The sequence below is a fragment of the Caldalkalibacillus uzonensis genome (assembly GCF_030814135.1).
Classification (GTDB): Bacteria; Bacillota; Bacilli; order Caldalkalibacillales; family Caldalkalibacillaceae; genus Caldalkalibacillus; species Caldalkalibacillus uzonensis.
Window position 1 is genome coordinate 29,276 of record NZ_JAUSUQ010000015.1, and the last position, 25,351, is coordinate 54,626.

The following is a 25,351-nucleotide window of genomic DNA, read 5'->3' on the forward strand; positions in this document are numbered from 1 at the left end:
ATACCATCATACGGTAACGGTTGGTTCAAGTACAGTCAAAGTATTATTGACGGTATCCAGATTAACAGTGGCACCGATTGGAATAGTCGCCTTATAGAAACCATGGGCAGTAGCCAGGTTGGTCATGAGCGGTTTTCCTAACGGCACTAATAAAGCATTTATCAAATCTTGATACGATGTGCCGTAAGAGACAGGGCAATTGGTGCATTCCCCCATGATAATGCCCAGACAATTGTCAAATTTTCCTGCCATCAACAGCTGTATTAAATACCGGTAAATCAGCGTTGTGGGTGTATTGGTATCTTCTAAGAACAGGATTTTCCCGTCCATGGTGTGCCAAGCGTATTGACGATCGAGGTTAGATTGCCACCCACGATAGGGGCAGTGACATTGCTGGAACCAAGCTAATCAGGGGGATGCCCGGGGGATTGAGGATCATCCTGGGTGCAGTCAATGTAGAGGTTGCTGTAAAAAATTGATCGAAATTATAAGCGGGTGTGTCCGGCCGAAAATCAATCAGCATCAAACTGTGAAAGGTAACTAAGTCACTCAGCTGGTACAAAATATTAAGTAATACGGTTATGTCGCTGTATCCTGTGACGATTTTAGGGTTGTCTCTTATCACGTCATAATCCAGATAGGGAAGCATGTTCTGAACTCCTGTCCCACCCCGTGTGGGCAGTATCATTTTCACTCTTGGGTCCGTAAACATCGTCATGACGTCCTCAGCCCTCTGTTCAGCTGGTGCAGTGACAATACCTTCAAAAGCATAAACATACCTGCCAAAAACGACATTAAAGCCCATCGCGATCAATGTTTGTACTCTGGCATTAATCAAGTTCGCATCAAGAGGACTGCCAGGTGTCACCAAGCCAATGGTATCTCCCCTCTGCAACAACGGTGGTTTAATGGCCATATTTTACCTCCTGCACTCATGTTCATTTTATTCATGCTAAGATGTATATGCTTTAAAACCACCAGCATTGATGCCTATTTTTAATAGGAAGGTAACACCCGGCATATAAAAGTTTTTATTTTGTGTCTTGAAAATATCTCCAACATCTGATATAGTACATTACAACACTAATGCACTATATCGGAAAAGGAGGGTAGATGTGCCCTTGCCAATTAATCCAGATGGGACGAAACCAATCTATGTTCAGATAGCTGAATGGTTAGAAACGGAGATTTTGTCAGGCAATATTGCTGCTGATGAAAAAATTTACTCCCAATATCAACTGGCTGAGATGTTTAACATTAACCCAGCTACCGCAGCTAAAGGATTAAAATTGTTGGCTGAACAAAACATTCTCTACAAAAAACGGGGGTTAGGCATGTTTGTCTCTTCGCAAGCAAAAGAATTGATCCTCCACAGGCGCAAAAACGAAACCTTAATCCACCTGGTTGAGGAGCTCATCACTGAAGCCCAGCGTGTGGGTCTCAGTGAAACTGAATTGTTGTCTTTAGTCCAATCTTCATATCAACAACGCAAGGGGAAAGGGGAATCTTGATGCATGTCATTGAAACGGAAAAGCTGAGCAAAGTATATGGTTCTGCCACAGCGATTGACCAGCTTTCCTTGACCATTGGAGAAAACAAACTGATCGGTTTGATTGGGCGCAACGGGGCTGGCAAAACGACTCTGATGAAACTGATCGCTGGCTATCTTTTACCCTCGGCTGGCCAGATCAAGGTCTTTGGAGAGCCGCCTTTCAACAATCTGACAGTCTCTAGCAACATGATTCTGACCAATGACCGCCTGCCTGTTATACCCACGCTGACCATTGCCGAGATCATGGATAGCATGGCCCTATTTTATCCCCACTGGGATCATGGACTGGCCAAACGCTTGTGTCAATATTTTGAATTGAATTCCAAAGTCTACCCGAATACATTGTCCAAAGGGCAACAAAGCACCTTGTACACCATTATTGGCATTGCTGCCCGCTGTCCCTTAACGATGCTTGATGAGCCAACCACAGGGATGGATAAAGCGGTACGTAAGGATATCTACCGGGTGTTGCTCAAAGATTATCTCAACCATCCCCGCACCATGATCATTTCCAGTCACTTGCTGAACGAGCTGGAAGAGATCCTGGAAGAGATTATCTTGCTCGATAAGGGACAAAAAAAAGTGCATTTGCCTGTGGAGGAATTAAGCCGGCTGGTGATCCGGCTGAGAGGTAAAAAAGACGCGCTGGCACCTGTGTTAGAGACAAAGCTGGTCATTGACCAGCAACCGCTGGGCCCTGACAGCCTCACTGTGGTCGTGAAGAATGAGTTGCCGGAGGATCTGCTGCGCTCTCTTCGTCAGCAACAGGTGGAAATATTGTCTGTGCCCACAGATGAAACTTGCGTCTATCTGACCAAAACGAGACAAGGAGGCATTGATGATGTCTTTAACCACAACTAGCCTGGCCCACAATGTCAAGCAACTCTACCGCTACAAACTGCATGCCTATTTTACCGTATTTGGGTCATTAATTGCCGTGCAGCTGCTAGGATTACTCCTTTCTCTTAATGGAGTGGGCCAGTTCGCAACGTATTTTGATCATATCTATATTCATGTGAATCATTTCTCCGCCAATTTCATTATTATATTCAGCCTGATGTGGGTATTTATTATTGCTGTGACGGTCACCACCCAACCTTACCGGGACGCCGATTTTGTGTTTGTGGCCAACCGGATGAGCAGTCATTTGTCCAATATCCTTTTTCTGCTCACGGCCAGTGTGATTGGGGGCGTCACAGCTATGTTGTGCGGTTTTGTCCTTAAACTGGTGGCTGGGTACATACTCTATCAGGATCTGGTATTCCAGCAGACGCTTTCACTGCCTGAACTGCTGCTCGGCCTTGCCGCGGCCAGTTTGTACATGATTCTCCTCAGCTCAGCTGGCTTTTTGGCCGGTATGCTCTCACAACTGCACAAGGCCGTTAAGTTTGTACTCCCAGCATTAGTGTTGGCCATGCTTATCATGGAAACAGGAAGTCCCAGATTACCAATTATGATCATGCTGGCCCAATTTTTCACAAATGAGGATTCATTTGTTATCTTTGTCATCAAAGTAGCGGCCAGTTCAAGCCTGCTGTTTGGCACTGCCCTACTGATTTCCAACCGGCTGGAGGTGAGACAATAATGGGGGTTGTGGTTGTGTGGAGTTTACTGCTGTTAATTGTGATTCTCGTTCTGATGATCATCTTGATACAACGCTTGTTGAAAAGGGGTAACCGCTTCTGGACACTGAACCGTCTCAAATGGTTAAGTGGTGCATACTTGTTGATCTTGCTGCTCGCCCTGGCGCTCTATTATGTATTGCCTATAAAGGAGACCTCTGAGCTGAGGACGATCAGCTACGAGGAAGCAGAACAGCGCAGATTAGATTTTTACCGGGCTGTAGAGCAAGGCAAACTAGCAGAGCTTGAACAGGATGACTTCCGGGAACAATGGCGGTTTGAAACATATGTTGAACGTCTCTACATTAAGCTGAATAAGACCGTTTATCCCGAAGAAATGGGTTCAGAACTTATCGTTGAACAAACAGATGACACTGAGGGAGCGATTGAGGTGCGGTACATAATGACACCAACAGTAATAGAGAGGCTCGATGTGACTGATCAACTCGACACTCCTCGCGTTGACTTACAGGGAGAACATTTGTTCATCCATTTTCCGGATCATCAAGAGCTGCGGCTGGCTCACTTCAGTAAGGCATTTACGATCAAACAGTTCAGTGCTCCGGAATATATTGAGGGAGTGTCTTCCCCAGGAGCCAGTGCCTTGTATATCCGCCTGCCCCAGCATATTGAACTTGAGGCCAGTGACAATCTGCCTATCCGCTGGGTTGGACAGTAGCCTATTAGCCGGCTAAGCATCGGTGCTCTTGAGTTTACAGGGGGCGTCACCGTCGCCCCCTTTTCCCTTTACTCCCTGCACAGTCTGAAAAAGGACTTGTGGATTAAGCATTGGTGGCAGAACCCTGCCCTAATAAACGCTCAATATCGGGAGCTATTTTTAGAGGTGAGGTAGTGGGCGCGTAACGTTTGACAACCTGGCCATCCTTGTCGATCAGGAACTTGGTGAAATTCCATTTGATTTCATCCGTGAAGATCCCCTTCGCTTGCCGGGTCAGATAGCGGAACAAGGGGTGGGCTGAATTCCCTTTCACCTCCACCTTGGCGAACAGGGGAAACGTGGCATTGTAATTCGTCTGGCAAAAAGAAAGAATCTCCTCCTCACTGCCTGGTTCCTGGTTCATGAACTGGTTGCAAGGAAAACCTAGCACAACAAATCCTCGATCCTTGTAAGTTTGGTAGAGTTGTTCCAGCTCCCGGTACTGTGGTGTAAAACCGCAGCGGCTGGCTGTGTTGACAATTAAAACCACCTGTCCCTTGTAATCTGCCAAAGATTGCTCTTGGCCATTAATCAAGCGGGCAGTAAAATCATAGATACTCATGGTGCTTCCCCTTTTCCTGTTTGTTGTGCCTCATACAGCTGGTCATAGCGCTCAGCTGAAGTAAAATCCAGTTCGGTCAATCCGCCAGCATGCCAGCTGGTTAAGCGCAGAGTGACCAGTTTGTACTCAATATGGATCATGGGATGGTGATTGAGTGATTCAGCTACCTGAGCTATCTGATTGACAAACTCAATGGCATCCATAAATTCTTGAAAGCGGTATTTGCGCTCAATCCACTTGCCGTCCCTCTTCCACGTTTTAAGCTGAGCAAGATGCTCGGTGATGGCTTGTTCTTCCAAACGCATGTGATCTCCTCCTTGAAATATTTACAATCCCAATGTCATGGAATTGATTTGCTCAAGCTGCTCTTCCAGCCAGCTGACGATATCTGCATAAACTTCTTGCCTGTTAAGTTCATTCAACATTTCGTGGCGTCCATCTGGATACAATTTGTATGACACATGCTTCAGCCCGGCCCGTTTATACATCTGAACAGCGGCCAGGACACCCTTGGCCTGTTTTCCTACCGGGTCTTGATCTCCGGATATAAACAATAGGGGCAGGTTCTTAGGTATTTGTGCAACCTGTCCCTGATCATGGATCAGTTGCAAACCATGAAACAAATCATAGAAAAAGCCCGCTGTACATATTCCTCCGCACAAGGGATCCTTGATGTATTGATCCACCTCCTGCTCATCCCTTGTTAACCAGTCAAATGCTGTTCTGTTTGGTTTAAAACCTTTGTTAAAGCTGCCAAACGTCAGTTTGTCTAACAGCGGGCTGGGTATTTTTCTTCCTTTCTTCCTGATCTCATACTGGGTAACAAGTTTTCCCAGCTTGCCCAACAGACCAGGGTCTCCCCCTGTTCCAGATAAAATCACCCCTTGGATGTGGTCACCGTGCAACTGGATATATCTCCTGGCCAAAAAGGAACCCATGCTGTGCTCAAACAAAAATACAGGAACACCTGGATGTTCTGTTTTAATCATGTTGGTCAGTTGCAGCATATCACTGACCACTTTATCAAAGCCATCCTCATCTGCAAAATAGCCAGCTATGCCCATTTTTTGACCTGTTAAACCATGTCCCCGGTGATCATTACCATATACGGCAAACTGATGTTTGACCAAATGCCTGGCAAACTGGTCGTAACGCTGAATATGTTCGGCCATGCCATGGGCAATTTGGACAACCGCTTTGGGTTTCACCTGATCATGCACCCATCTTCTGGCAACAATCTGCACACCATCCTGTGCTGTAAATGTAAAGGTAATGGCAGACATTTGCTAAGCCCTAGCTCCCTTCTTAGGAAACAATACCACCCTTGTCTGTGGACATATTCAACAATAGTGAGTCTATAAATAATTACTCTAGAATCAAGATAGGTTCCAATTCCGCTTCAAAGATTCGAGGCCATGGTAGCTTCACGTGGACATCTTCTAATTTTGAAATTGTTGCGTAAAAATCTTTATTTCCTCTTGAACCAATATAGACTTCCTTACCTGCGAAGTGCTCAAAATAATTTTCCGTTTCTGATTTTAATTGTTCTTGTACAAAACCATTAACTTCATCATAATGGTCTCCCAAGTCCCACTCGCTTCCACCAATAGACTGAATAAAGTTTCTTGCTCTGGGATGGACAACATTTTTGTAACCGTCATCTTTGGCAAAGCGGTGGAGTAAAAATTCATAATGGGCTTTAGCAGCATGCAAATATTGAGGAACGCCCATCCCTGACGTTTGTTCTAAGAATGTATAGCGTGAAGCAGCATGACCAATGGTAATCCCCAAAGTATTGCCGGCTGTGTTCCACCCACTGTAGGCAAGCAGCTTGGTTACATCGATTTGCTCCAGAAGCATTTCAACAAAGACGGCTTCAGAACGGTTCACCTCAATCACATCTCCAATGGCCACCTGCTTATTTAAATCAATTAATTCTTTTATTCGATTAACTAGTTTATTAATATCTTCTGGTCTGTTGTCAGAAGGTGTGTTTAGTAATAAATAAATATCTGCATCCTCTTGGTTCTCTACAATAGTTCCGCCTGCGGCAAGAATGTGTTTTTCAACATTATAGTCAAAAGTGGTGTCTTCAAAGGGAGCAATCCATTCTGATCCATGAATCCCTGCATACTCAACATAAAAAGCAGGCGACTGTTTCAATAATTGATTAACAAACCTTGCAACCAGAACGGCATCGATCTCATCAGCGCCAGGGAATACAAATGCCCGATCCTGTACTTGAAGCTGTTCTATTTTATTAACCAAGACCTCCCTTTCCGCTCGATGAAGTCCGTATTCAGCAGCATCATCCTGAGCAAGAATCAGAAAATCTATTATCCCTTCATCCACCCAATCCACCAATAGTTGATTTATTTGATGATTTCTTGCTCTGGCATTTAAATAATCTTCCAAGACATGAGGCGGTATCGTGCGCTGCAATTCCTCCAATCTCTCTCTTCCTTCTTCCATGCCAAGATTCACTACTTTATCATATAGGATGGCCCATTCTCTAACTTCATTGTAATATTCAAGATACTCATCGCTAATGGCGGTGACCGCTAACCGTTGGATCGTATCATAAACATAAATCGGTTTGTCCGGATATTTCTCTCTAATGTTTTTAATGATCTGTACATTTTCAACTGCTTTTTCATAAGATTGGATCCCTGTTCTTGACGCAATTAAACCTCCGTACGCCAACATGCTGACTGAAATTACAAAAGCATCTGCATGATCCCCTTGTTCCAGCAACCATTCACCTATGGCTTCTCCATCCCCCGGGGATGTAAAATAACCCAATTTTTCCCTTGGAGGAATCAAGACATCAATCCCTGCCGCTTTACCGATGTGTTGGGGGAAATAAATATTAGCGGGGCGGTCATCGAGTGGAACAAGTAAAATTGTCGCTAAAGGTTTAACTTTACCTTGTTTTCCTAAAGCATGAACATCGCTCATTGGCAAGCTGAAAAATGCTGTCGTACAGAGAGAAAACACCATCATGAGACATATTAACTTTTTAACTTTCTTCATCGTATCCCTCCATTTATATTGGTGATGATTTAAAAGCTTGCCCGGTTACTGCCGGGCAGCTTATAAAACCACATTGTCTTTTCGCAATTGATCCTGCAACACATTGATGTTTACTTCCCCCGGGCTTATCCCCTCTCTGATGGCCAGCGCTGCTGCTGTTCCTGCAGCCTGTCCAGTCGCCATTGCGCTTGGTGTTAAGCGCGTCGTAGCAAACGCTTCATGAGTGGTTGATATGCAACGTCCTGCTGCCAAGAGGTTACTTATTTTTTGTGGAACTAAACAGCGGTAAGGGATATCAAATGTACCGTCGCCGGAAACAAAGGCAACTTGTAATCCCTTCTTTGTTGGGTCGTGAATGTCAATGGGGTAACCGCTTTTAGCAATAACATCATCAAATTTGCGTGCATGGACCACATCGTCTTTTGTTAACGTGTATTGCCCGATAATTCTTCTCGTCTCACGAATGCCGATTTGAGTCCCAACGTTTGAAATGGATGCCTGCTCGAAACCGGGAATATGCTTTTGAAGAAATTCGGCAATCATCAAAACTTGTTTTCGTCCCTCATATTCTCCGAGTGTGAGGTCCTCTGTTTTTGTCCCATCATAGCCTTGCACACGGGACATATTTACTAACACTTCGTCCTTTTCCGGTCCTATGAAAAACAGAACTTGATCACGATTTATGGGAAGGTTGGCTGCTTCCCACTGGGGGTAAAATCCTTGCACCGCTGTCAAGGGTAACTCATCCAACCGATCAACAAGAGTTTTCTCATAAAAATGTTCCGGATGAGCTTTGATATACGCTTTAATCTTTTCTGTATCAACACTCCGCATTCTAAATTTCATGGTCAGCGGCTGGGTCCTGTTATCCGACTCTCTCCCTTTTACCGTAGGCGCTCCTGCCAAATAGGCCACATCCGCATCACCTGAGGAATCGATAAACACCTTGGCCGTAAGTTTCCTTCGTCCCGATTTTCCAGTAACTGAAACAGATTGAATCCGGTCTCCATCCGTCTCCACCTCGTCAACATAGCTGTGCAACAGGACATCTACATTTGCTTCTCGCAGCATTTCAAAGGCCAGCACTTTATATATTTCCGGATGGTAAGGCGTCACGGAATAAACAAAACCGATGGTATCTCTTAAATGACCGGGTGATCCACCGTGTTCCATCAATCTTTCGACAATTTCCTGTGCAATCCCCTTAATGACTTGATCACCTTGACTGTTATGAAACGTCATCCACGGGTAAACCAATGCGGCCGTTGACATTCCACCCAGAAAACCGTAACGTTCAATGATAAGCGTCTTCATTTGCTGTCTGCCAGCGGCAATCGCCGCATTGATTCCTGCAGGGCCTCCTCCAATCACAATGACATCATACATCGTGGTCAACATTACCACTCCTTTTATCAATGACTTGTTATTCTTTCACACTTCCCAAGGTCATGCCTTCAATGAACTTTTTCTGTGCAAAGAAGAAAATGATCAACAACGGAATGGTTGCTAAAGTGGTTGCTCCCATCAAATGGTGCCAAGCTGTCCCTGTTTCATCTGTAAACAAGGAAAGACCAACAGGCAGTGTCATAAGCTCCCTTGAGTTAATAAAAATGAGCGGGTTCAAAAACTCATCCCAATTCTGTAAGAAGGTAAAGATCGTCAGTGTGGAAATTGCAGGAACTGCTAAAGGCAACATGAGCCGCCAATAGACTTTCCAGCGTGAACACCCATCAATTTTGGCAGCTTCTTCTAATTCTTTAGGAATCGTTAAAAAGAACTGGCGCATGAGAAACACACCAAAAGCCCCCGGTGCTCCAAAAATGGGAAGTAAAATTAACGGGATGTGTGTGTTGATCCATCCTAGTTCCCTCATGAATAAAAAGAGGGGGATAATGGTCACCTCTGGTGGAATCATCATCATACTTAACAATAAAAGAAAGGCAAAATCACGGCCAAAAAAATTTAATCTTGCAAAAGCATAACCTGCCATTGAAGAGAAAATAATGGTTCCCACTGTGACGACAATGCCAATATAAATACTGTTTAAGTACTGCCTTAAAAAAACGGTATTGGCCAAAACTTCCACGTAGTTTTCCCACCGGATGGGCCAGGGAAAAAACTGGGTAAAAACACGGGCTGGTTCTTTTAAAGATGTCAGCATCATCCAAATCAGCGGTATGATCATCAGCAGAGAGATGATAGATAAGATAATATATTTTATGACATGTGAGCCTTTAATTCTCATGGAATACCCACCTCTTTCTGAGCTGCCATAAAATGAGTGTAAACACGAGCAAAATGAAGAACAAAACGAAAGCCAGTGCTGCGGCATAGCCCATCTCAAAGTGCCGAAATGCTTTTTCCCAAATATAGTAAACCAGCACCTTTGTGCTTGTCCCCGGGCCACCGCGTGTCATGACATATATCTGAGCAAAAATTTTCATGGCTCCAATGGTAGTAATAATCATCGTCATGAACACCGTAGGCATAATCATTGGAAACGTAATATGCCAAAACGTTCTCCACCGTTTTGCTCCGTCCAAAGCTGCAGCCTCATATAATGAATGAGGCACCTGCTGCAAGGCAGTTAAAAATAAAATCATATTAAGGCCCACATTTTTTAGGACACTGACAATGATGACAGATGGCATGGCCAGACGATTGTCCAACAGCCAGGCAGGACCCTGTATACCAAAGAGTCCCAATAATTGGTTGATAAAACCTGATTCAGGAGCTAACATATACTTCCAAATAATAGCCCACACGACAAGGGACGTTACTACAGGAACAAATATAGCTGTCCGGAACAAACCGATCCCTGCCATTTTTTCCTTTAACAGCAAAGCCAGCCCAAGGGCAAGCATCAGATTCAACGGCACAAGTCCTGCCGTAAATATAAACGTGTTTTTCAATACAATCCTGAACTCTTGATCATTGATTATATTTTGATAATTGTTCAAACCGATGAAACGGGCATCTCCTAAGAGGGGCCATTCAAGGAAACTCATGTAAAACGCATAAATTAAGGGTCCCAGCATAAAAATGAGAAAGCCAATAAACATCGGTGATATAAACAGCCATCCCGTCAGGTTTTCATTACCGGAGAAAGCCTTCTTGCGCTGTTTAAACTTAACCATCCCGTGTGGCTCAGGCCCTGTTAACCGAGGGTTATTTGCCGCTTGTTTCACCTACATGTCCTCCTGTCCCTATATCTCTTATGTTGAGAGTTTGTCTACCTCATTGCGAAAGTCGCTGACAGCCTTCTTTAAAGTTTCGACGTGATCACCCGTAACAACTGCACCAAGCATGATAGCTTTGACTCCCGCTTCTCTCAAAGGCCGCACATCCTCGGGAACAAGACTGCGCTGAGACGGTACGATCGTTGGGATGTTAACCTGTTGCACGATGGCACTGTATAACAATACATCTTCAAAATGCAGGCGGCTTCCATACTCTTCCTTGGGTACCGTAGAGATTTCCAATGCATCCAAATTAAACTTAGACAAACCCTGAAGGATAACCGGATCATAACCATGAGCAATGGCAAAAGTGCGCGCCATTCCCTCGGCATTGACCAGTGAGGCTGGAAGATGAAAACCGTATAAAGAATAATAGTCAAATCCCCATTCGACCGCACGGTTAAATTCTTCTCGATTGATCTTCGATAAGCTGTCTCCCAGAACGATGCCCATCAAACCGTTAAATTCTTTTCTTACCTGAACAAACACATCATGATAGTGATCCAGCCCTTGAAAATGATTACCTGAGGCCCGATGGTTCACGTTAATATGAAACTTGATACCATCAGCGCCTGCATCTATTGCCGCTCTGGCAAGTTCCAAGTCATTATCCGGCAAACTCACGATCAAAGACATGGGTTTGGATTGAATCATTTGTTGAAATTTATTCATTTTAGATCCTCCTAGTAAATGGCGATCCAACCAGAGTTGGATCGCCACTGTTTTGTTGTTATTTTTGAAGAATGGGATTGATTTCGTTTTCCATCTTTTGAAGGATCTCTTCCGGAGTTGCTGATTGAGAAAACAACTCGTCAAACCCACTCACAATGATACTTTCTATTTGTGTCCAGTCTTTATGCAAGGGATAAATCCGCCCGTTGTCCATTTCGTTTAGCAACGCCCGTTCAATCGACTCTCTCGGTGGGTTATTTGGCACATTTACAAATTCGTCAGACTCAAGAACAGACTGCCTCGGAGGCACGAAAAACTGGGACTGAGCCTGAATCCCTTTTTTACTGGCCAGAAATTTTAGCAGTTCCATTGCTGCTTCGGGATGTTCACTCCCCTCAAAGGCAACTAGACCTGCCTGGCCCAATAATGGTGCTGTTCCTTCAGGACCGGACGGGAGGGGTGCAATATCCCATTCAAAATCGTCAATACCGCGAACATTAGCAATGTAACTATACATAAAGGTAAACATCCCCACTCGGCCTGTTTCAAATGGGATATTTTCTCCAGGCGGAACATGTGACTTATCCTCAAACATCATCCGCTGTAACATTTTAAAGGTTTCGATCCCTTCAGGTGAATTCCATTTAAATTCGGTCATATCTTCATTAAAGATTTCTCCACCTGCTGACCAAGTGTGAGAAAGTACCGTGGCAAAGTTAGTCCAATCGATCCACAAATTTGCTCCATAGATCCGGTTGGCACCTTCACCAGATGAAATTGCTTTGGCTGTTTCTTCAAATTGTTCCCACGTCCATGTGCCTTCTTCTGCGTGTTCATTTGGTGTTTTTACACCAGCTTCATCAAAAATCGTTTTATTGAAGTACATGATCATCGGTGGTGTCGAAAAGGGAAAACCGAGTAATTTTCCATCGTGCTGCCATAATTCAAGTGTTGATGGGTAAAAATCTTCAAAATCAAACTCAGGATCCTCGGTAATTTCGGTCACATCTCTCAAAATACCATTTTCCACAAATTGTGGGACCATCCGTTCAGCTACCCAGCCAACATCCGGTAACTCTTGTCCTGCAGCCAAAACCGACATTTTTTGTTGGTAATCGGCGTGGGGATAACTTTCAATATTCACCTTAATATGCGGATGATCTTCATAGAACTCTTCCAGTAGCTCCTCATACATGGCAACGTGATGTTCATTTCCCCAAACCGAAAAGGTCAATTCTACCGTTTCTGTGTTATTACTTTGATTCGAATCATCACTTGAGCCCGTATCACTGCTGCATGCAGAGACTGCGAGTATCAATAAAAGGCTCAAAAAGGCAATTGTTGTCTTTTTCATCAAGATCCCCCTTTCTTGTTTGTTATTTTAGCAGGATGAAAACGCTTAATTAATAGCGCGGTCTTCAGATTTAGTATGATATCTTAATATTTCGATATTTTTTAGGGGACATATTAGTATGTTTTTTAAAAACTGACATAAAATGCTTTGAGCTTTGGTAACCGACCAAATGGGCTATTTCATATATTTTAAGGTTTGTATTTCTCAACAGTTCTTTCGCTTTCCTGATACGCTGCTCAGTGACATAAGCGGAAAAACTTTTTCCCGTTTCTTTAGCAAATATTTGGCTTATGTAATTGGGATGTAAATTGACAACCTCGCTAATGGATTGTAAGCTGATCTCATGACTCAAGTTCTCAGCAATAAATTCCTTGATTTGTTGTATTATTTTTGACTCAGTTCGATTTTCTTCACTGGGATTCAATGTGTTTTGTTTTTTCTCAGATAACTGTTTTTTAATGTCCTGCAGGGCTTCTGCAAGTTCGACCCGGTTAACCGGCTTGAGCAAATAATGCCTAACACCGTATTTCATCGCTTTTTTGGCATAGTCAAAGTCTCCATACCCGCTAATAATTACAATAGGAGCTTGGGGATATATTTGTTTGGCCTGTTTGATAAAATCCAAACCGTTCATCACCGGCATCCGAATATCTGTCATGATGACATCAGGGATATCGCTGTTCATGATCTCTAATGCTCTGCGCCCATGATCGGCTTCCCACGTCACCCGGAACACATCCATCACATGTTCAATCGTTTTCTTTAAACCTTGACGGATCAGTTTTTCATCCTCAACCAATAAAACATGATACATCAGTTGCTCTCCTCCTTCATGGTGGGAATGGTTATAACAACAGAAGTGCCCAAACCCATTTGGGATTGAATCGTTAAGCCGTAACGCCGGCCATACAGCAAAACAATACGGCGGTGAATATTCCATAAGCCGATGCTGTCACGGGTTTGAACATTGTTATCGACACGGGCCAAGTTTGAAGTAATCGCTTTGACCTGTTTATCAGGCATGCCTGCTCCGTTGTCCTTAATCGTACACCTGATGCAATTGTCTTCTTTAATGATACTGATCCATACTCTGCCTCCCTCTTCAAGAGAAGAGATGCCGTGTATGATGGCGTTTTCCACAACCGGTTGAAGGGACAATTTCGGAATAAGAAAATCCAGTGCTTCTTCATCCACATCCCACTCAACTTCCAATCGTTCTCCCAAGCGTGTCTGCATAATGAAAATATAAGATTTAAGGACGGCGACTTCCTCCCTAATCTGGACCATCTTTTTTCGGTGATCAGTGGAATAACGGAGCAAATGCCCCAATCCGGTCACCATATCAGAAATTTGGTAATTGTCTTTCTCTAACGCCAGCATGTTGATCGATTCTAACGTATTGTAAATAAAATGGGGATTAATCTGACTTTGCAATGCTTTAAATTCCGCTTCTTTTTCACGCAGTCCTTTTTCATAAATTTCGTTTATGAGACGATTGATTTCTTCAATCATGTTATTAAATCCCTCAGCCAGCTTGCCGATTTCATCTTTACGCCTGATGTTAATCCTTTCATCCAAACGACCATGCTGAACGCGCTCCATACTCATTTTCAATTCTTCGATCGGACGGACCACTTGTTTAGAACTGACAACCGAGAGGCCAAAAGCAATCATTGAACTGACCAACATAAAGCCAAGAGTGACCATTCCCAGTTGTTTGGATTCTTGTAATATATCATCTTCAGGAATAAGACAGAGGATGGAAAGACCTGATTCAGCAGAGGTATGCTTAATGGCTAAATATTTTTTATCTTGATCGTAGAGCCATTGTGGTGTATCAAGCTCAACCGCGGCTCTGTCAAAAACTTCTGCTAATGATCCTTCTTCGTAAATCAGACGCCCCTGTGCATCTTCTACCCTCACCAATGCACCAGCTATAGAAGACAACAACTCTTGCATATACTCCATTTTGACATCGATCTTCATGATCCCTAAAGGAGTATAAGTATTTGGATCTCTCACCAGGCGTCCGATACCGAAGTGTTGATCTTGGTGTTGAAAACGGTAATAAGTGGGAGTATGTGCAGGAAGAATAACGGCTGCACCGTTCGCTTTAATCACCTCATCCACCCAACCATTTTCCTGATTCGAATCGAACCAAGGCCTCAACTCATTGCGGTCCATATGACTGAAGACGTTACCATCATTAGAGATTAAATGAATTCCTTGTAATTCGCTCCTTTTATACATTAACGCGGACAAAAACATGGAGATTTTCTCATTGTCTGCCGCACTTCTATAGAATCTTTTAGAACTGTCACTGTGTTTTTTCAAAATAGACAGAACACTTTTATCATAGAGAGGCGATAAACTAAGCCGGGACAAATCAGACATAAGCAAGTCAAGGTTGTTAATGATTTGTATAGCCACTCTTTGAGTCGATTGTACCGCATTCTGCTCCAAGGTGTTTGAAAAGCGCTCATAGACCATAATTCCTAATATTCCAAGCGGAAGTAATGTTAACAAAAAGAAGATAAGGGTGATTTTTCTGCGCAGCAAAGTCATCCCCCCCCCTGTAACCTGTCAAAGACATAAACACAACTGATTGTTTAACACAACTCTAGGAAGAACCAGATTGCCATGACCGGGTTGTGATCATGATACCTCCACGGGCCAAAATCAACAAGTAAAATTTTTGTAAAAAAAGTAGGACCCCATAAAATACCCAGGGGTCCCAAAGCAATATATAAGTTTATTCATAACTGATTTTCTTTTTCTATAAATTTTCTAGTGTTTTCCTAAACTACATTGCCTCATGGACCTCTTTATTTGATACCTCTACGCCTTTCTCATCTTGTTCCTCACTTTGTTCTTCGGTGATTGTCATGTCGTATTTCTCAGGAGATCTCGCAACCTTGATAAGTGAAATAACGACCATCAACCCCAGCAGCACAGCCGGGACGCCGCCAAGATTAGAAAGCATTTTTATACCGTCGATTTGAGCAAAGCTGATCATCACCCAGGCAACTACACTTATTGTAACTCCCCATATGACTTTAATCATAATCCCCGGTTCAGGACTCTCGGGAGAGATACCTGTTGAACTGATACCCCCCATGGCTGCCAAAGTTGAATCTGCAGCCGTGACGAATGCTATAAAGACTATAAACAGATAAACTGGAATGACCACTTGTGCTAAAGGCAGCGCGGCCATAACAGCATAAAGTACAGCTTCAGGGCCATTATTGGCTAAGATTTCACCAAGTCCTGCTCCGTTCATCTGCATGTAAATCGATGTTCCGCTGAATATGGTCATCCATAAACCGCCAAACAGTGCAGGCAAAGCAAAGTTGACCAAAATAAACGCTCTTACCGTTTGGCCATAAGCAATTCTTCCCAGGAACAGGGCAGTGATAGCAGCCCAAGAAAACCAGTTGGCCCAGTAGAATGTAGTCCACCACTGTGGCCATTGGTCATCTGCAGCTGCACCAGTAAACAAACTTTTATCAAAAAAGTTGCTTAAATAATGCCCAAACGCTTCTGTTCCCAAATTTAACAAGTAGGCCGTTGGACCAGCAAGAAACAAAAATAAAATGATTACAAAAAATAACTTGAAGTTGATATCAGACAAAATGCGTATCCCTTTCATTAACCCCGTAGAGGCGGAGACAACAAAGGTGACCATCACAACAATGGCAATAACAGCCCAAAGGGATGGGGTACTTGGCAAACCACTTAAATAATTAACGCCCCCAGCTAAGTTCAGTATGCTTGTGCCCATCGCTGCAGCCATACCTAACGCCAATGTATATAAGCAAATGGCATCGATCCCTTTTCCCCATTTGCCAGTGATCTTATCCCCCAACAAAGGAGTCAGCGTAGAACTTAAACTGAAAGGCTTACGCATATTATAGTAAGCAAAAGCAAACATAAGAGCTGGGACACAGTAAATCGCATATGGTGTAATGGTCCAGTGCAAATACATAGTAGACATAGCAAATAGAGCCGCTTGTGGGCTATTGGCTTCAATACCAAGAGAAGCAGGGGGTGCTGTGAGATGATATATTGGTTCTACTATCCCCCAGAATGTAATCCCAGCAGCAATCGTTGTCGTTAATGTAATTGCAAACCAATTACGAAAGGAAAGCAATGGCTTGGCATTTGTACCGCCTATTCTTACCTTTCCCAAGGGTGAAAAATAAACACCGACACAGACTAAAACCATAATAAAGCCACTAACACTAAAAACCCAACCGAAATTAGCGATTAACCATTCGTTGGCTCCATTGGCCATGCTTGTAAACGCATCTCGATGTGTGAAGCTTAAAATAGCAGCAATGAGTACAAGTAAAAATGGCGGCCAAAATACTAAATGTTTTATCTTTTTCATCTCTTATCCTCCTCAATTTTACAATTATAGTAAATAGTTACAAAATTGACTGATTCAAATCCTTTGATTTACTTGAAGTTTGCAAAATATCTGCTGCAAATTGTTTTAAATCAGCAGAGGTTGCTAAACGGCAGTTGTTCAGGCGCATGGGCGCATTCTCTTCTGATTCCATCACCTCCAAAAAACAATCTATGTCAGCTGCAGATAAATTTTCATCTTGGAGGGATAAATTTAACCCGCTTTCGGCTACCATTTGAGAAAATTGACTGGCACCTGCCAACGCCAATTCCTTCTCTGTTAATCCTTCATCTTTTACCCCGAGAGCGCGGGCGATTTCAGCATACATAGTGACCGCTGCTTCTGCGTTCCACATGTACGTCGCCATTAAGGCAATGGTGACGGCCTTCCCGTGATGAATCCGCGCCAGCGTTCCCAGAGCATGACCAATACAATGGGCTATTCCTGTCCCTCCTTGTTCAATGGCCATGCCGGCCATAGTAGCAGCAAGGGCAAGCTTACCGCGTGCTTCAAGGTCATCAGGCCTGTGCAAAACCTTCTTTATGTTTTGGCTGATCAAGCGAATCGCCTGTAAGCTAAAGGCTTCAATGATTGGGGTTGTTCTTTTTCCAGTGCAGGCTTCAATGGCATGAACAAGGGCGTCAAAAGTAGTAGCCGCAGTTAATTGAGCGGGAAGAGCTGCTGTTAATTGGGGATCAATGATGGCCATATCAGGAGCCATTTCCGCATCCCAAGCCCACACCTTACGCTTATTTTCATCCGAAAAAACCACAGTGTTTGTCACTTCAGCACCCGTACCTGATGTTGTTGGAATCATGATTGTACAAATACTCTTTGGTGCAAAAGGATTTGCCATGAGTGCATAATGCATGGCGGCTCTCTCCCCTCCAGCAACGAGCGCAGCCATTTTAGCTACATCCATGGCAGACCCTCCCCCAAGACCAAGCACACATTTGGCCCCACAGGAGCGGATGATTTCAGCTGCTTCATCAATAGATCCAGCCATTGGATCACTTTGCACATTGTGGAAGACCTGAATCTCAATGTCTTCCTTTTCCAAGGCCCCTATGACGTGATCAGCTAAACCTGCCTTTATTATCCCCGGATCAGTAATGAGTACAGCTTTATTACTTCGGCTCAATTTTTTGACATCTTTGCCAAGTTCCAAAGAGCGGTCAATCCCAAAAGCAATTTTTGTACGCGAACTAAATTCAAACGTATTTCCCATCAAGCTATCCCTCCTAAACACCTATGCTAGCTAGCCGGCCGCACGGCAGCGGCCACAATCATTTTTAAGAAACGAATTCAAACCCTTCGCAGTCATCCATCGTTTGTGTGTCGGTTTTCACCGGCATCTCTATGATGGAACGTCCAACATTTATACAATTGCAGTCATGAAATGCATCAAATGCCTGGTTAATTTCCTCCAGCTTGAGGCGATTCAAAATGAGTTCATCAAGCATAAATCGTCCATCTAAATAAAGACGGGCAATTGTCGGAAAATCACGAAACGGTTGTACATCTCCGTAAAAGCTTCCTCTCAAAATTTTCCCAACACGGTGAAAACCTCCGGCGGGAAGACTGAGCACCTTGTGTGGATTAAACGCCCCCACAACAACCACAGTTCCTCCTTTTCGAGTGCCTTTCCATGCATTTTCTGTTGCTTCCGTATGACCTGAACAATCAATGGCAAAATGAACACCAAAACCTCCTGTTAACTCCTTCAGTGCTTCTTCTACATTGTCTTTAGCGACATTAACGGTATGAGTCGCTCCAAACTTCTTGGCTATTTCCAAATTAGCTGGTTTCACATCACAGGCAATGATTTTGGCTGCCCCAGCAATTCGTGCACCCTGAATGGCATTAACGCCAACACCGCCAATACCAAAAACAGCTACAGTAGAACCTGGGGTTACTTTTGCTGCATTCACTGCCGCCCCATATCCCGTTGCCACACCGCAGCCGATCAGAGAGGCTTGGGCCATGGGCATTTCATCAGGAAGCTTGACACATGACATCTCCGGCACCACGGTATATTCTGCAAAGGTTGACAGCAAGGAGTAATGAAAAATGATGTTGTCATCTTTACTAAGTCTTGAAGTACCATCCAATAAGGTCCCATTAAACATAGGACCAAAAGCAGATTCACATAAATGTACCGCTCCTGTGACACAAAACTCACAGCGTCCGCAGTAAGGTACCCAGTTTAGAGCTACTTTATCCCCGACTTGAACGTTTGTTACATTGGGACCAACTTCCACTACAATTCCTGCACCTTCATGACCAAGTATAGTCGGAGTGGGGGTCGTGCTGTCATTTAGCGCATTTAAATCACTGTGGCAAACACCTGTAGCTTCCACCTTAACCAATACTTCATTTGCTTTTGGCGGAGCCAGATCGACCGCCTGGATTTCAAGCGGCCGTCCAACTCCTGTCATCACCGCTGCTTTTATTTTCACTTTTTTCCCCTCATTTCCTCTCAAATGTTTAATAAGCTACCCAGATTGCTTTTGTTTTGGTGTAAGACTGAAGGGAATGAATGGCATATTCCTTACCCCAGCCACTTTGCTTTAAGCCTCCAAACGGACTGGCAAAATCATAACAGCCGTATCTGTTGACAAAAACCATTCCTGCCTGAAGCTTGTTGGCAACCCTGTGGGCGCGGGATACATCATTGGTCCACAATCCGGCGGCCAATCCATAGATGGTATCATTGGCCATTCTGATCACTTCTTCTTCCGTATCAAAAGGAATAATACACAGTACAGGGCCAAATATTTCCTCTTGGGCAATGGTCATCTTGTTATCGACATCAGCAAATATAGTAGGGCGTATATAATATCCATTGGCATTCGTTCCTGTCACATCCCGCTCTCCGCCTGCTACAAGACGGGCTCCCTCCTGTTTGCCAATGTCAATATATCTTAAAATAGATTCCATATGAGCTTTTGATACTTGGGGGCCTTGGTCGCTTTCCGGGTCAAACGGGTCTCCGCATTTATAACCATTAGCGTATTCTGCCATTTTTTGAACCACGATGTCATAGATTTCGCGCTGCACAAACAGTCGAGTAGGTGCCGAACATTTTTCCCCTTTGTGTGTAAATAACCCGTAAAATGAACGCTCTATGGCACCATCCAAGTCAGGCGCATCACTGAAAATAATATTAGGAGATTTGCCACCCAGCTCCAGTGTCACCGGTTTCAAATTGGAGTCAGCTGAATCGTGAACCAATTGTTTACCTACCTTCGTACTGCCTGTAAAAGATATTTTGTCGACATCCATATGCCGGCTGAGGTAAGAGCCGATAGAACCCCGGCCCAGAATCAGATTAATCACACCCGGTGGCAGAAGTTCAGCCTTATCGATAAGTTCAAATAAGCGAATCGCTGAGTAAGACGTGAGGCTGGAAGGTTTTAATACAACCGTATTGCCCATAGCCAGTGCAGGAGCCAGCTTCCAAACGGCCATCCCAAGCGGAAAGTTGAATGGTACGATTTGTCCGCACACACCAATAGGATCCCGCGTTGTAAAACTTAAAAAATTCCCTTCTACCGGGTTGTTTTCCCCGTAATATTTATCAGTCCAACCAGCGTAATACTCAAATAAATCTGAGGCTTCCTGCACATCATCGTTGTAAGATTCCCTGTACAGTTTCCCATTATCAAGAGATTCAAGTGTAGCTAGTTCAGCCTGATGTTGTTTAATTAACACACTAATTTGACGAAGTATTTTAGCTCTCTCTTTTCGGGACATATTTGGCCATGGTCCATCGTCAAATGCCTTTCTGGCAGCAGCCACCGCGTGGTCTACATCCTCCCTTGTGGCACTTTGGATTGTGCCGTTAACCTCCCCGTTGGCCGGGTTGATAGATTCAATTACTTCGCTGCTTGAGCTATCCACCCATTGACCAGCGATATACAGCTTTTTGGTTTCCTTCAACCAATCTTTTGCCCAGTCAAGCTTAGGCTGCTCAATCCCTTCAAACACCTTAAAATGTGTCATCTGTATCCCCTCCATCTCTGAGTAATTGTTTAATTCCTTCAGGCCCCTCTTTTTTCAATAGCTGCGCTAAGGCAAAGTAACCATATTTTTCTTTCAAATCTACGACAGCCGGGATCAAACTCGTTGATAATGCCTCGCACCTTTCTTTATTGGCTTCAATACCGTACAAACATTTTTCAACGAATAAACGCAGGGCCTTGTTCAACATGTCCATGGCATCTAAGATATTGGCACCTGCCAAACCCTCGAATACATTCAAGTCAAGCTCTCCATGCTCAATAGCAGCTTGGACAGCACGGTCACAGCCAAGCACCTGAAAGCAGCATTGAATGAGGGTTTCAGGAATGACCGGATTCACCTTCCCTGGGAAAAATGAAGAACCAGCTTGCACAGCAGGAAGCCGCAATTCACCAAAACCGGCTTCAGGTCCAGATGACAAAAGACGTAAATCTTTAGCTATCTTAATCAAACTTGTGGCAAGCAAACACAATTCACTGGACACTTGGGCAAGGTCATCCATATTTTGAGCTGCATCAAACAGATTTTCACGGTAACTGAGGGGCAGCTTGGAAACTTGGCACAGCTTTGGCAACACTGTTTCACGATACAACTTTGGAGCTCCAACCCCTGATCCGATCACCGTGCCCCCCAGATTGACTTGATGCAAGTTGGCAATGGTGGTAACAAGATGATCCAATCTCCTTTGAATAACAGTAGAATAAGCACTGAACTTTTCACCCAGTTTTGCGCGCATACCGTCCTGCAAACAGGTCCGGGCAATCGTATTGATATCTTGAAACTGCATGGCTTTTTCTTTGGTCACCTCAACCGTCGCTTTCACCGCCTCGCTGAGGGTATTAAAACTGAGGATAATGGCCATACGTATCGCAGTGTGGCATACATCGGAAGTGGATTGGGAGGCATTGACATGTGTTATCGGATGAACCGGATCATAATTTCCTCTGCTTCCTCCCAACTTTTCATTGGCTAAATTGGCTACCACCTCGTTCACATTCATATTGGCGCCAATACCGCCCCCGCCATGCAGCATATCAACCGGAAAATGCTCATGGTGTAACCCTGCTATGATCTCGTCACATGCCTGGATAATGGCCTCGCTCATTGCTTGGCTTAATAAGCCGGCTTCAAAATTGGCCTGGGCAGCCGCATGTTTGACCATGGCCAGTGCTTTCACATACATAGGATAGTGTTGTAACAGACGCCCTGAAAATGAAAGGTTGAGCATGGCCCGGGCCGTTTGAATACCGTACAAGGCAGCAGCGGGGATTTGCAAAGCTCCCAAATCATCTTTTTCTACCCTGAACTTGTTCAATCTGTCACCTTCCCTGCCGTTGGTATTCATCATTGATCTAATCAGAAATTAAGATTTAAAAACTTGTATTCCAAATAATCTTCCAATCCATGGCGGCCACCTTCACGTCCCATGCCGCTTTGTTTGATACCACCAAACGGTGCCTGCACATATCCTAGAGTTGAAGCATTAATTCCCACCATGCCGTATTCTAGTTCATTGGAGACGCGCATGGTGCGTGCCAGATCACGCGTATAGAGATAAGCAGCTAGACCGTATGGTGTATCATTGGCCATCTGCACCACTTCTTCATCTGTATTAAATACAATGATTGGTGCAACTGGGCCGAAGGTTTCTTCACGGTATACCTTCATGTCGGGTGTTACACCACAGAGCACTGTCGGCTGATAAAAGTTTCCCCTTGCATACTCACCCTCAGTAAGCGGCTGTCCTCCCGCGACGATAACTGCCCCTTTGGAGACAGCATCTTGCACATGTTCCATGACTTTTTCCAACGCTTGCTGATGAATAAGGGGACCCACTTGATTGGCAGGATCCAGACCATTGCCCACTTTCAATCCTTTCACTTTTTCCACTAATTTGACCGTAAATGCATCAGCCACTTCACTGTGAACAAAAATACGGTTGGCGCAAATACATGTTTGACCGTTGTTTTGAAATTTGTTGATCATTAAGCCGTCCACCGCGAGATCAAGGTCTGCGTCGTTGAAGACAATATACGGTGCATGCCCCCCTAGTTCCAGGGATACCTTCTTCACGGTTTTGGCGGATTGCTCCATTAAGTACTTGCCAACTTGAGTCGATCCCGTAAAACTGATTTTTCTTACTTTTTCACTGCTAACAAGCACAGAACCAATTTCTTGGGCATCTCCCAGCACCAGGTTGGCGACACCTCTGGGCAAACCGGCCTGTTCAAAGATTTCAAATAAGGCTATAGCTGAAAGCGGTGTCTCCGGTGCTGGCTTAACAACGACAGTACAGCCTGCTGCCAACGCCGGGGCCAACTTTCTAGTAATCATAGAAGAAGGGAAATTCCAGGGGGTGATGGCCCCTACGACACCGATGGGTTGTCTTTGCACCAGCAGCCGCTGTCTATGTCCAGAAGGCGGGATGATCTCACCGTAGACCCGCCGCGCCTCTTCGGCATACCACAACATAAACTCGGCTCCCCAAAGCACTTCACCCTTGGCTTCTTCAAACGGCTTTCCTTGTTCAAGTGTCATGATTTCGGCCAATCGGTCTGCCTTGTCTATAATTAAATGATAGATTTGACGCAGTATGGCTGCGCGTTCATCTGCTGTACTGTTTGCCCATGCTGGAAATGCCTGATAAGCTGCTTCTACGGCTTGTTGTGCTTCTTGTGCTCCTCCATAAGCCACCTCAGCCACGACTTCCCCTGTAGCAGGGTTTAAAATAGTTGATTTGGCATCTGAACAAGCCTCTGTCCATTGTCCGTCAATATACATTTGTGTTCTTACCTTTACAGACGTTTCCATGTTACTCCTCTCCCACGTAGACATGGTTGATTTCATATTTTTTCAGTGCCTCTTCATTTAACTCAATGCCAAGCCCCGGTTTTTCCGGTACGATCAAATAACCGTCTGAATCAATCATAAGCGGCTCCTGTTGAACAAAATCACGCCGGTCAACGGACCACACCGGAGGATCATACGGAAACTCCAAATACGGACAGTGGCTTACCGCTGCAGCAAGATGCAGATTGGCCAGCAAGCCGATGCCATTGGACCAGGTATGGGGACTAAACCAGGCACCACTACCTTGCACAAGATCAGCAATTTTCTTCACCTGTGTAATCCCTCCCGCCAGGGCAACATCCGGCTGATAAACGTCAAGGACATGATGTTTATTCATCTCTCTAAAGTCATACCAATTACGGTTCATTTCTCCACCCGCTATACGGAGGCTCACCATTTCCCGCAGCTTGGCCATCAGTTCAAAATGGTGTGAGGGCAGGGGCTCTTCAAGCCAAAAAACATTTAATTGTTCAAGTTCCTTGGCAACCTGGCAGGCCATTTTCAAATCCCAAGTCCGCTCAACATCCCATGGCATTTTCCAGCCCTGGTTGGCATCAACCATAATGTCAAGCTTGTTACCCACTGCTTTTCTAACCGCTTCGACTACCTTAAGATCTTCTCTCACATCTTCATGATGGAAGCGAATCTTCATTGCTTTAAATCCTTGCTCAACTAACAACTGGGCACGCTCAGCCCTTTCTTCCGGTGAGACAATTTCACCGGTTGAAGCGTAAGCAAGTAATTTATTTGAACGTCCCCCAAGCAGTTTATAAACGGGCTGACCCGTTGCTTTTCCAATCAAATCCCATAAGGCCAAATCAAGGGGCCAGCACCGTCCATAGTGGAAATTGATATTGTCAATCACCTGCACATGACGCTCAATGGCAAATGGATCCTGGCCGATAAAAAGGTGTTCATGTCCTTCGAATCCAACCATTAAATCTCCAGAACCAATGCCCGTGAGACCTTCATCTGTGTGCACATAGACAATGGTTGTGGCAAACTTTCTGCGCGGTTCAGGATCCCACGCCGCTTTAAACGGAGGCTCTAGCGGAAGCAGATAGTGCTTGATCTCAACCGATGTAATTTTCATCTCAACCTTCCTCCCTGAAAAGTTACTCCAATCTTCATGCGCTTATAGATTTGCAAAAATGATGCCAAAGACAAAAATCCCTTTCTGGCAATCATTGATTGAATGGGAACATCAAAAGTGTGTGAAGATTCAACACTTTTGCTGTGTGATTGTTCTACACTGTTGAGGTTTTTCACAGATTCAGTGACCACACAACAGACATTCCCCACAGTCAGGGATCATTTG

22 protein-coding genes and 1 pseudogene are annotated in these 25,351 nt (G+C 44.4%); 4 read left to right on the forward strand and 19 right to left on the reverse strand.

Going from position 1 to position 25,351, the window contains the following annotated elements; translation table 11 throughout:
- Positions 1–6 precede the first annotated feature (6 nt).
- Positions 7–916: pseudogene (locus tag J2S00_RS16510) on the reverse strand (S66 peptidase family protein).
- Between the two features lie 205 nt (positions 917–1,121).
- On the opposite strand from J2S00_RS16510, the gene J2S00_RS16515 reads away from it, so the two are divergent.
- From J2S00_RS16515 to J2S00_RS16530, 4 genes are read left to right on the forward strand one after another with little or no spacing between them, the layout of a single operon-like run.
- Positions 1,122–1,511 (forward strand): GntR family transcriptional regulator, encoded by a 390-nt coding sequence (locus tag J2S00_RS16515; RefSeq protein WP_307342469.1) that lies wholly within the window; start codon positions 1,122–1,124, stop codon positions 1,509–1,511.
- Complete coding sequence (locus J2S00_RS16520; RefSeq protein ID WP_307342342.1) at positions 1,511–2,413, forward strand: ATP-binding cassette domain-containing protein; 903 nt, start codon at positions 1,511–1,513, stop codon at positions 2,411–2,413. Before J2S00_RS16515 ends, J2S00_RS16520 begins: the two co-directional genes overlap by 1 nt.
- Complete coding sequence (locus tag J2S00_RS16525; RefSeq protein WP_307342345.1) at positions 2,394–3,137, forward strand: hypothetical protein; 744 nt, start codon at positions 2,394–2,396, stop codon at positions 3,135–3,137. The genes J2S00_RS16520 and J2S00_RS16525 overlap by 20 nt, the downstream gene beginning before the upstream one ends.
- A complete protein-coding gene (locus J2S00_RS16530) occupies positions 3,137–3,853 on the forward strand; it encodes a hypothetical protein (RefSeq protein ID WP_307342348.1) in 717 nt (238 codons plus the stop codon). The genes J2S00_RS16525 and J2S00_RS16530 overlap by 1 nt, the downstream gene beginning before the upstream one ends.
- A 103-nt stretch (positions 3,854–3,956) precedes the next feature.
- Here the strand turns inward: J2S00_RS16530 and J2S00_RS16535 are convergent, their stop codons facing one another.
- The 18 genes from J2S00_RS16535 to J2S00_RS16620 form a co-directional block, all read right to left on the reverse strand.
- Entirely contained in the window at positions 3,957–4,454 is a 498-nt protein-coding gene (locus J2S00_RS16535) for a glutathione peroxidase (RefSeq protein ID WP_307342351.1), read from the reverse strand.
- Positions 4,451–4,759 carry a 4a-hydroxytetrahydrobiopterin dehydratase gene (locus tag J2S00_RS16540; RefSeq protein WP_307342354.1) on the reverse strand — a complete coding sequence of 103 codons (309 nt, stop codon included), beginning with the start codon at positions 4,757–4,759 and terminating at the stop codon, positions 4,451–4,453. Before J2S00_RS16540 ends, J2S00_RS16535 begins: the two co-directional genes overlap by 4 nt.
- Positions 4,760–4,780: 21 nt before the next feature.
- Complete coding sequence (locus J2S00_RS16545; protein ID WP_307342359.1) at positions 4,781–5,737, reverse strand: alpha/beta hydrolase; 957 nt, start codon at positions 5,735–5,737, stop codon at positions 4,781–4,783.
- 82 nt (positions 5,738–5,819) lie between these two features.
- Positions 5,820–7,487, reverse strand: a complete 1,668-nt coding sequence (locus tag J2S00_RS16550; protein WP_307342363.1) for a DUF4127 family protein — start codon at positions 7,485–7,487, stop codon at positions 5,820–5,822.
- Between the two features lie 60 nt (positions 7,488–7,547).
- On the reverse strand, positions 7,548–8,873 hold the full coding sequence (locus J2S00_RS16555) for an FAD-dependent oxidoreductase (RefSeq protein ID WP_307342472.1): 1,326 nt from the start codon (positions 8,871–8,873) through the stop codon (positions 7,548–7,550).
- Between the two features lie 37 nt (positions 8,874–8,910).
- Positions 8,911–9,732 (reverse strand): carbohydrate ABC transporter permease, encoded by an 822-nt coding sequence (locus J2S00_RS16560; RefSeq protein WP_307342366.1) that lies wholly within the window; start codon positions 9,730–9,732, stop codon positions 8,911–8,913.
- A complete protein-coding gene (locus tag J2S00_RS16565) occupies positions 9,722–10,624 on the reverse strand; it encodes a carbohydrate ABC transporter permease (protein WP_307342475.1) in 903 nt (300 codons plus the stop codon). Before J2S00_RS16565 ends, J2S00_RS16560 begins: the two co-directional genes overlap by 11 nt.
- A gap of 78 nt (positions 10,625–10,702) precedes the next feature.
- The gene (locus J2S00_RS16570; RefSeq protein ID WP_307342369.1) at positions 10,703–11,398 is read right to left on the reverse strand and encodes a beta/alpha barrel domain-containing protein; all 696 of its coding nucleotides are present in this window, start codon (positions 11,396–11,398) and stop codon (positions 10,703–10,705) included.
- Positions 11,399–11,456: 58 nt separating this feature from the next.
- Positions 11,457–12,752 (reverse strand): ABC transporter substrate-binding protein, encoded by a 1,296-nt coding sequence (locus tag J2S00_RS16575; RefSeq protein ID WP_307342373.1) that lies wholly within the window; start codon positions 12,750–12,752, stop codon positions 11,457–11,459.
- 70 nt (positions 12,753–12,822) lie between these two features.
- Positions 12,823–13,566, reverse strand: a complete 744-nt coding sequence (locus J2S00_RS16580; RefSeq protein ID WP_307342377.1) for a response regulator transcription factor — start codon at positions 13,564–13,566, stop codon at positions 12,823–12,825.
- Positions 13,566–15,311 carry a cache domain-containing sensor histidine kinase gene (locus J2S00_RS16585; RefSeq protein ID WP_307342381.1) on the reverse strand — a complete coding sequence of 582 codons (1,746 nt, stop codon included), beginning with the start codon at positions 15,309–15,311 and terminating at the stop codon, positions 13,566–13,568. Before J2S00_RS16585 ends, J2S00_RS16580 begins: the two co-directional genes overlap by 1 nt.
- Positions 15,312–15,555: 244 nt before the next feature.
- Positions 15,556–17,142, reverse strand: coding sequence for a BCCT family transporter (locus J2S00_RS16590; RefSeq protein ID WP_307342384.1), 1,587 nt, complete (start codon positions 17,140–17,142; stop codon positions 15,556–15,558).
- A gap of 37 nt (positions 17,143–17,179) precedes the next feature.
- The gene (locus J2S00_RS16595; RefSeq protein ID WP_307342386.1) at positions 17,180–18,388 is read right to left on the reverse strand and encodes an iron-containing alcohol dehydrogenase; all 1,209 of its coding nucleotides are present in this window, start codon (positions 18,386–18,388) and stop codon (positions 17,180–17,182) included.
- 64 nt (positions 18,389–18,452) lie between these two features.
- Positions 18,453–19,619 (reverse strand): Zn-dependent alcohol dehydrogenase, encoded by a 1,167-nt coding sequence (locus J2S00_RS16600; protein WP_307342389.1) that lies wholly within the window; start codon positions 19,617–19,619, stop codon positions 18,453–18,455.
- A gap of 28 nt (positions 19,620–19,647) precedes the next feature.
- Positions 19,648–21,165: an aldehyde dehydrogenase family protein gene (locus J2S00_RS16605; RefSeq protein ID WP_307342392.1), complete on the reverse strand. Its 1,518-nt coding sequence runs from the start codon at positions 21,163–21,165 to the stop codon at positions 19,648–19,650.
- On the reverse strand, positions 21,152–22,531 hold the full coding sequence (locus J2S00_RS16610; RefSeq protein ID WP_307342395.1) for a lyase family protein: 1,380 nt from the start codon (positions 22,529–22,531) through the stop codon (positions 21,152–21,154). Before J2S00_RS16610 ends, J2S00_RS16605 begins: the two co-directional genes overlap by 14 nt.
- 8 nt (positions 22,532–22,539) lie before the next feature.
- Positions 22,540–23,994, reverse strand: a complete 1,455-nt coding sequence (locus J2S00_RS16615; RefSeq protein ID WP_307342398.1) for an NAD-dependent succinate-semialdehyde dehydrogenase — start codon at positions 23,992–23,994, stop codon at positions 22,540–22,542.
- A 1-nt stretch (position 23,995) separates the two neighbouring features.
- A complete protein-coding gene (locus J2S00_RS16620) occupies positions 23,996–25,126 on the reverse strand; it encodes a mandelate racemase/muconate lactonizing enzyme family protein (RefSeq protein ID WP_307342402.1) in 1,131 nt (376 codons plus the stop codon).
- Positions 25,127–25,351 lie beyond the last annotated feature (225 nt).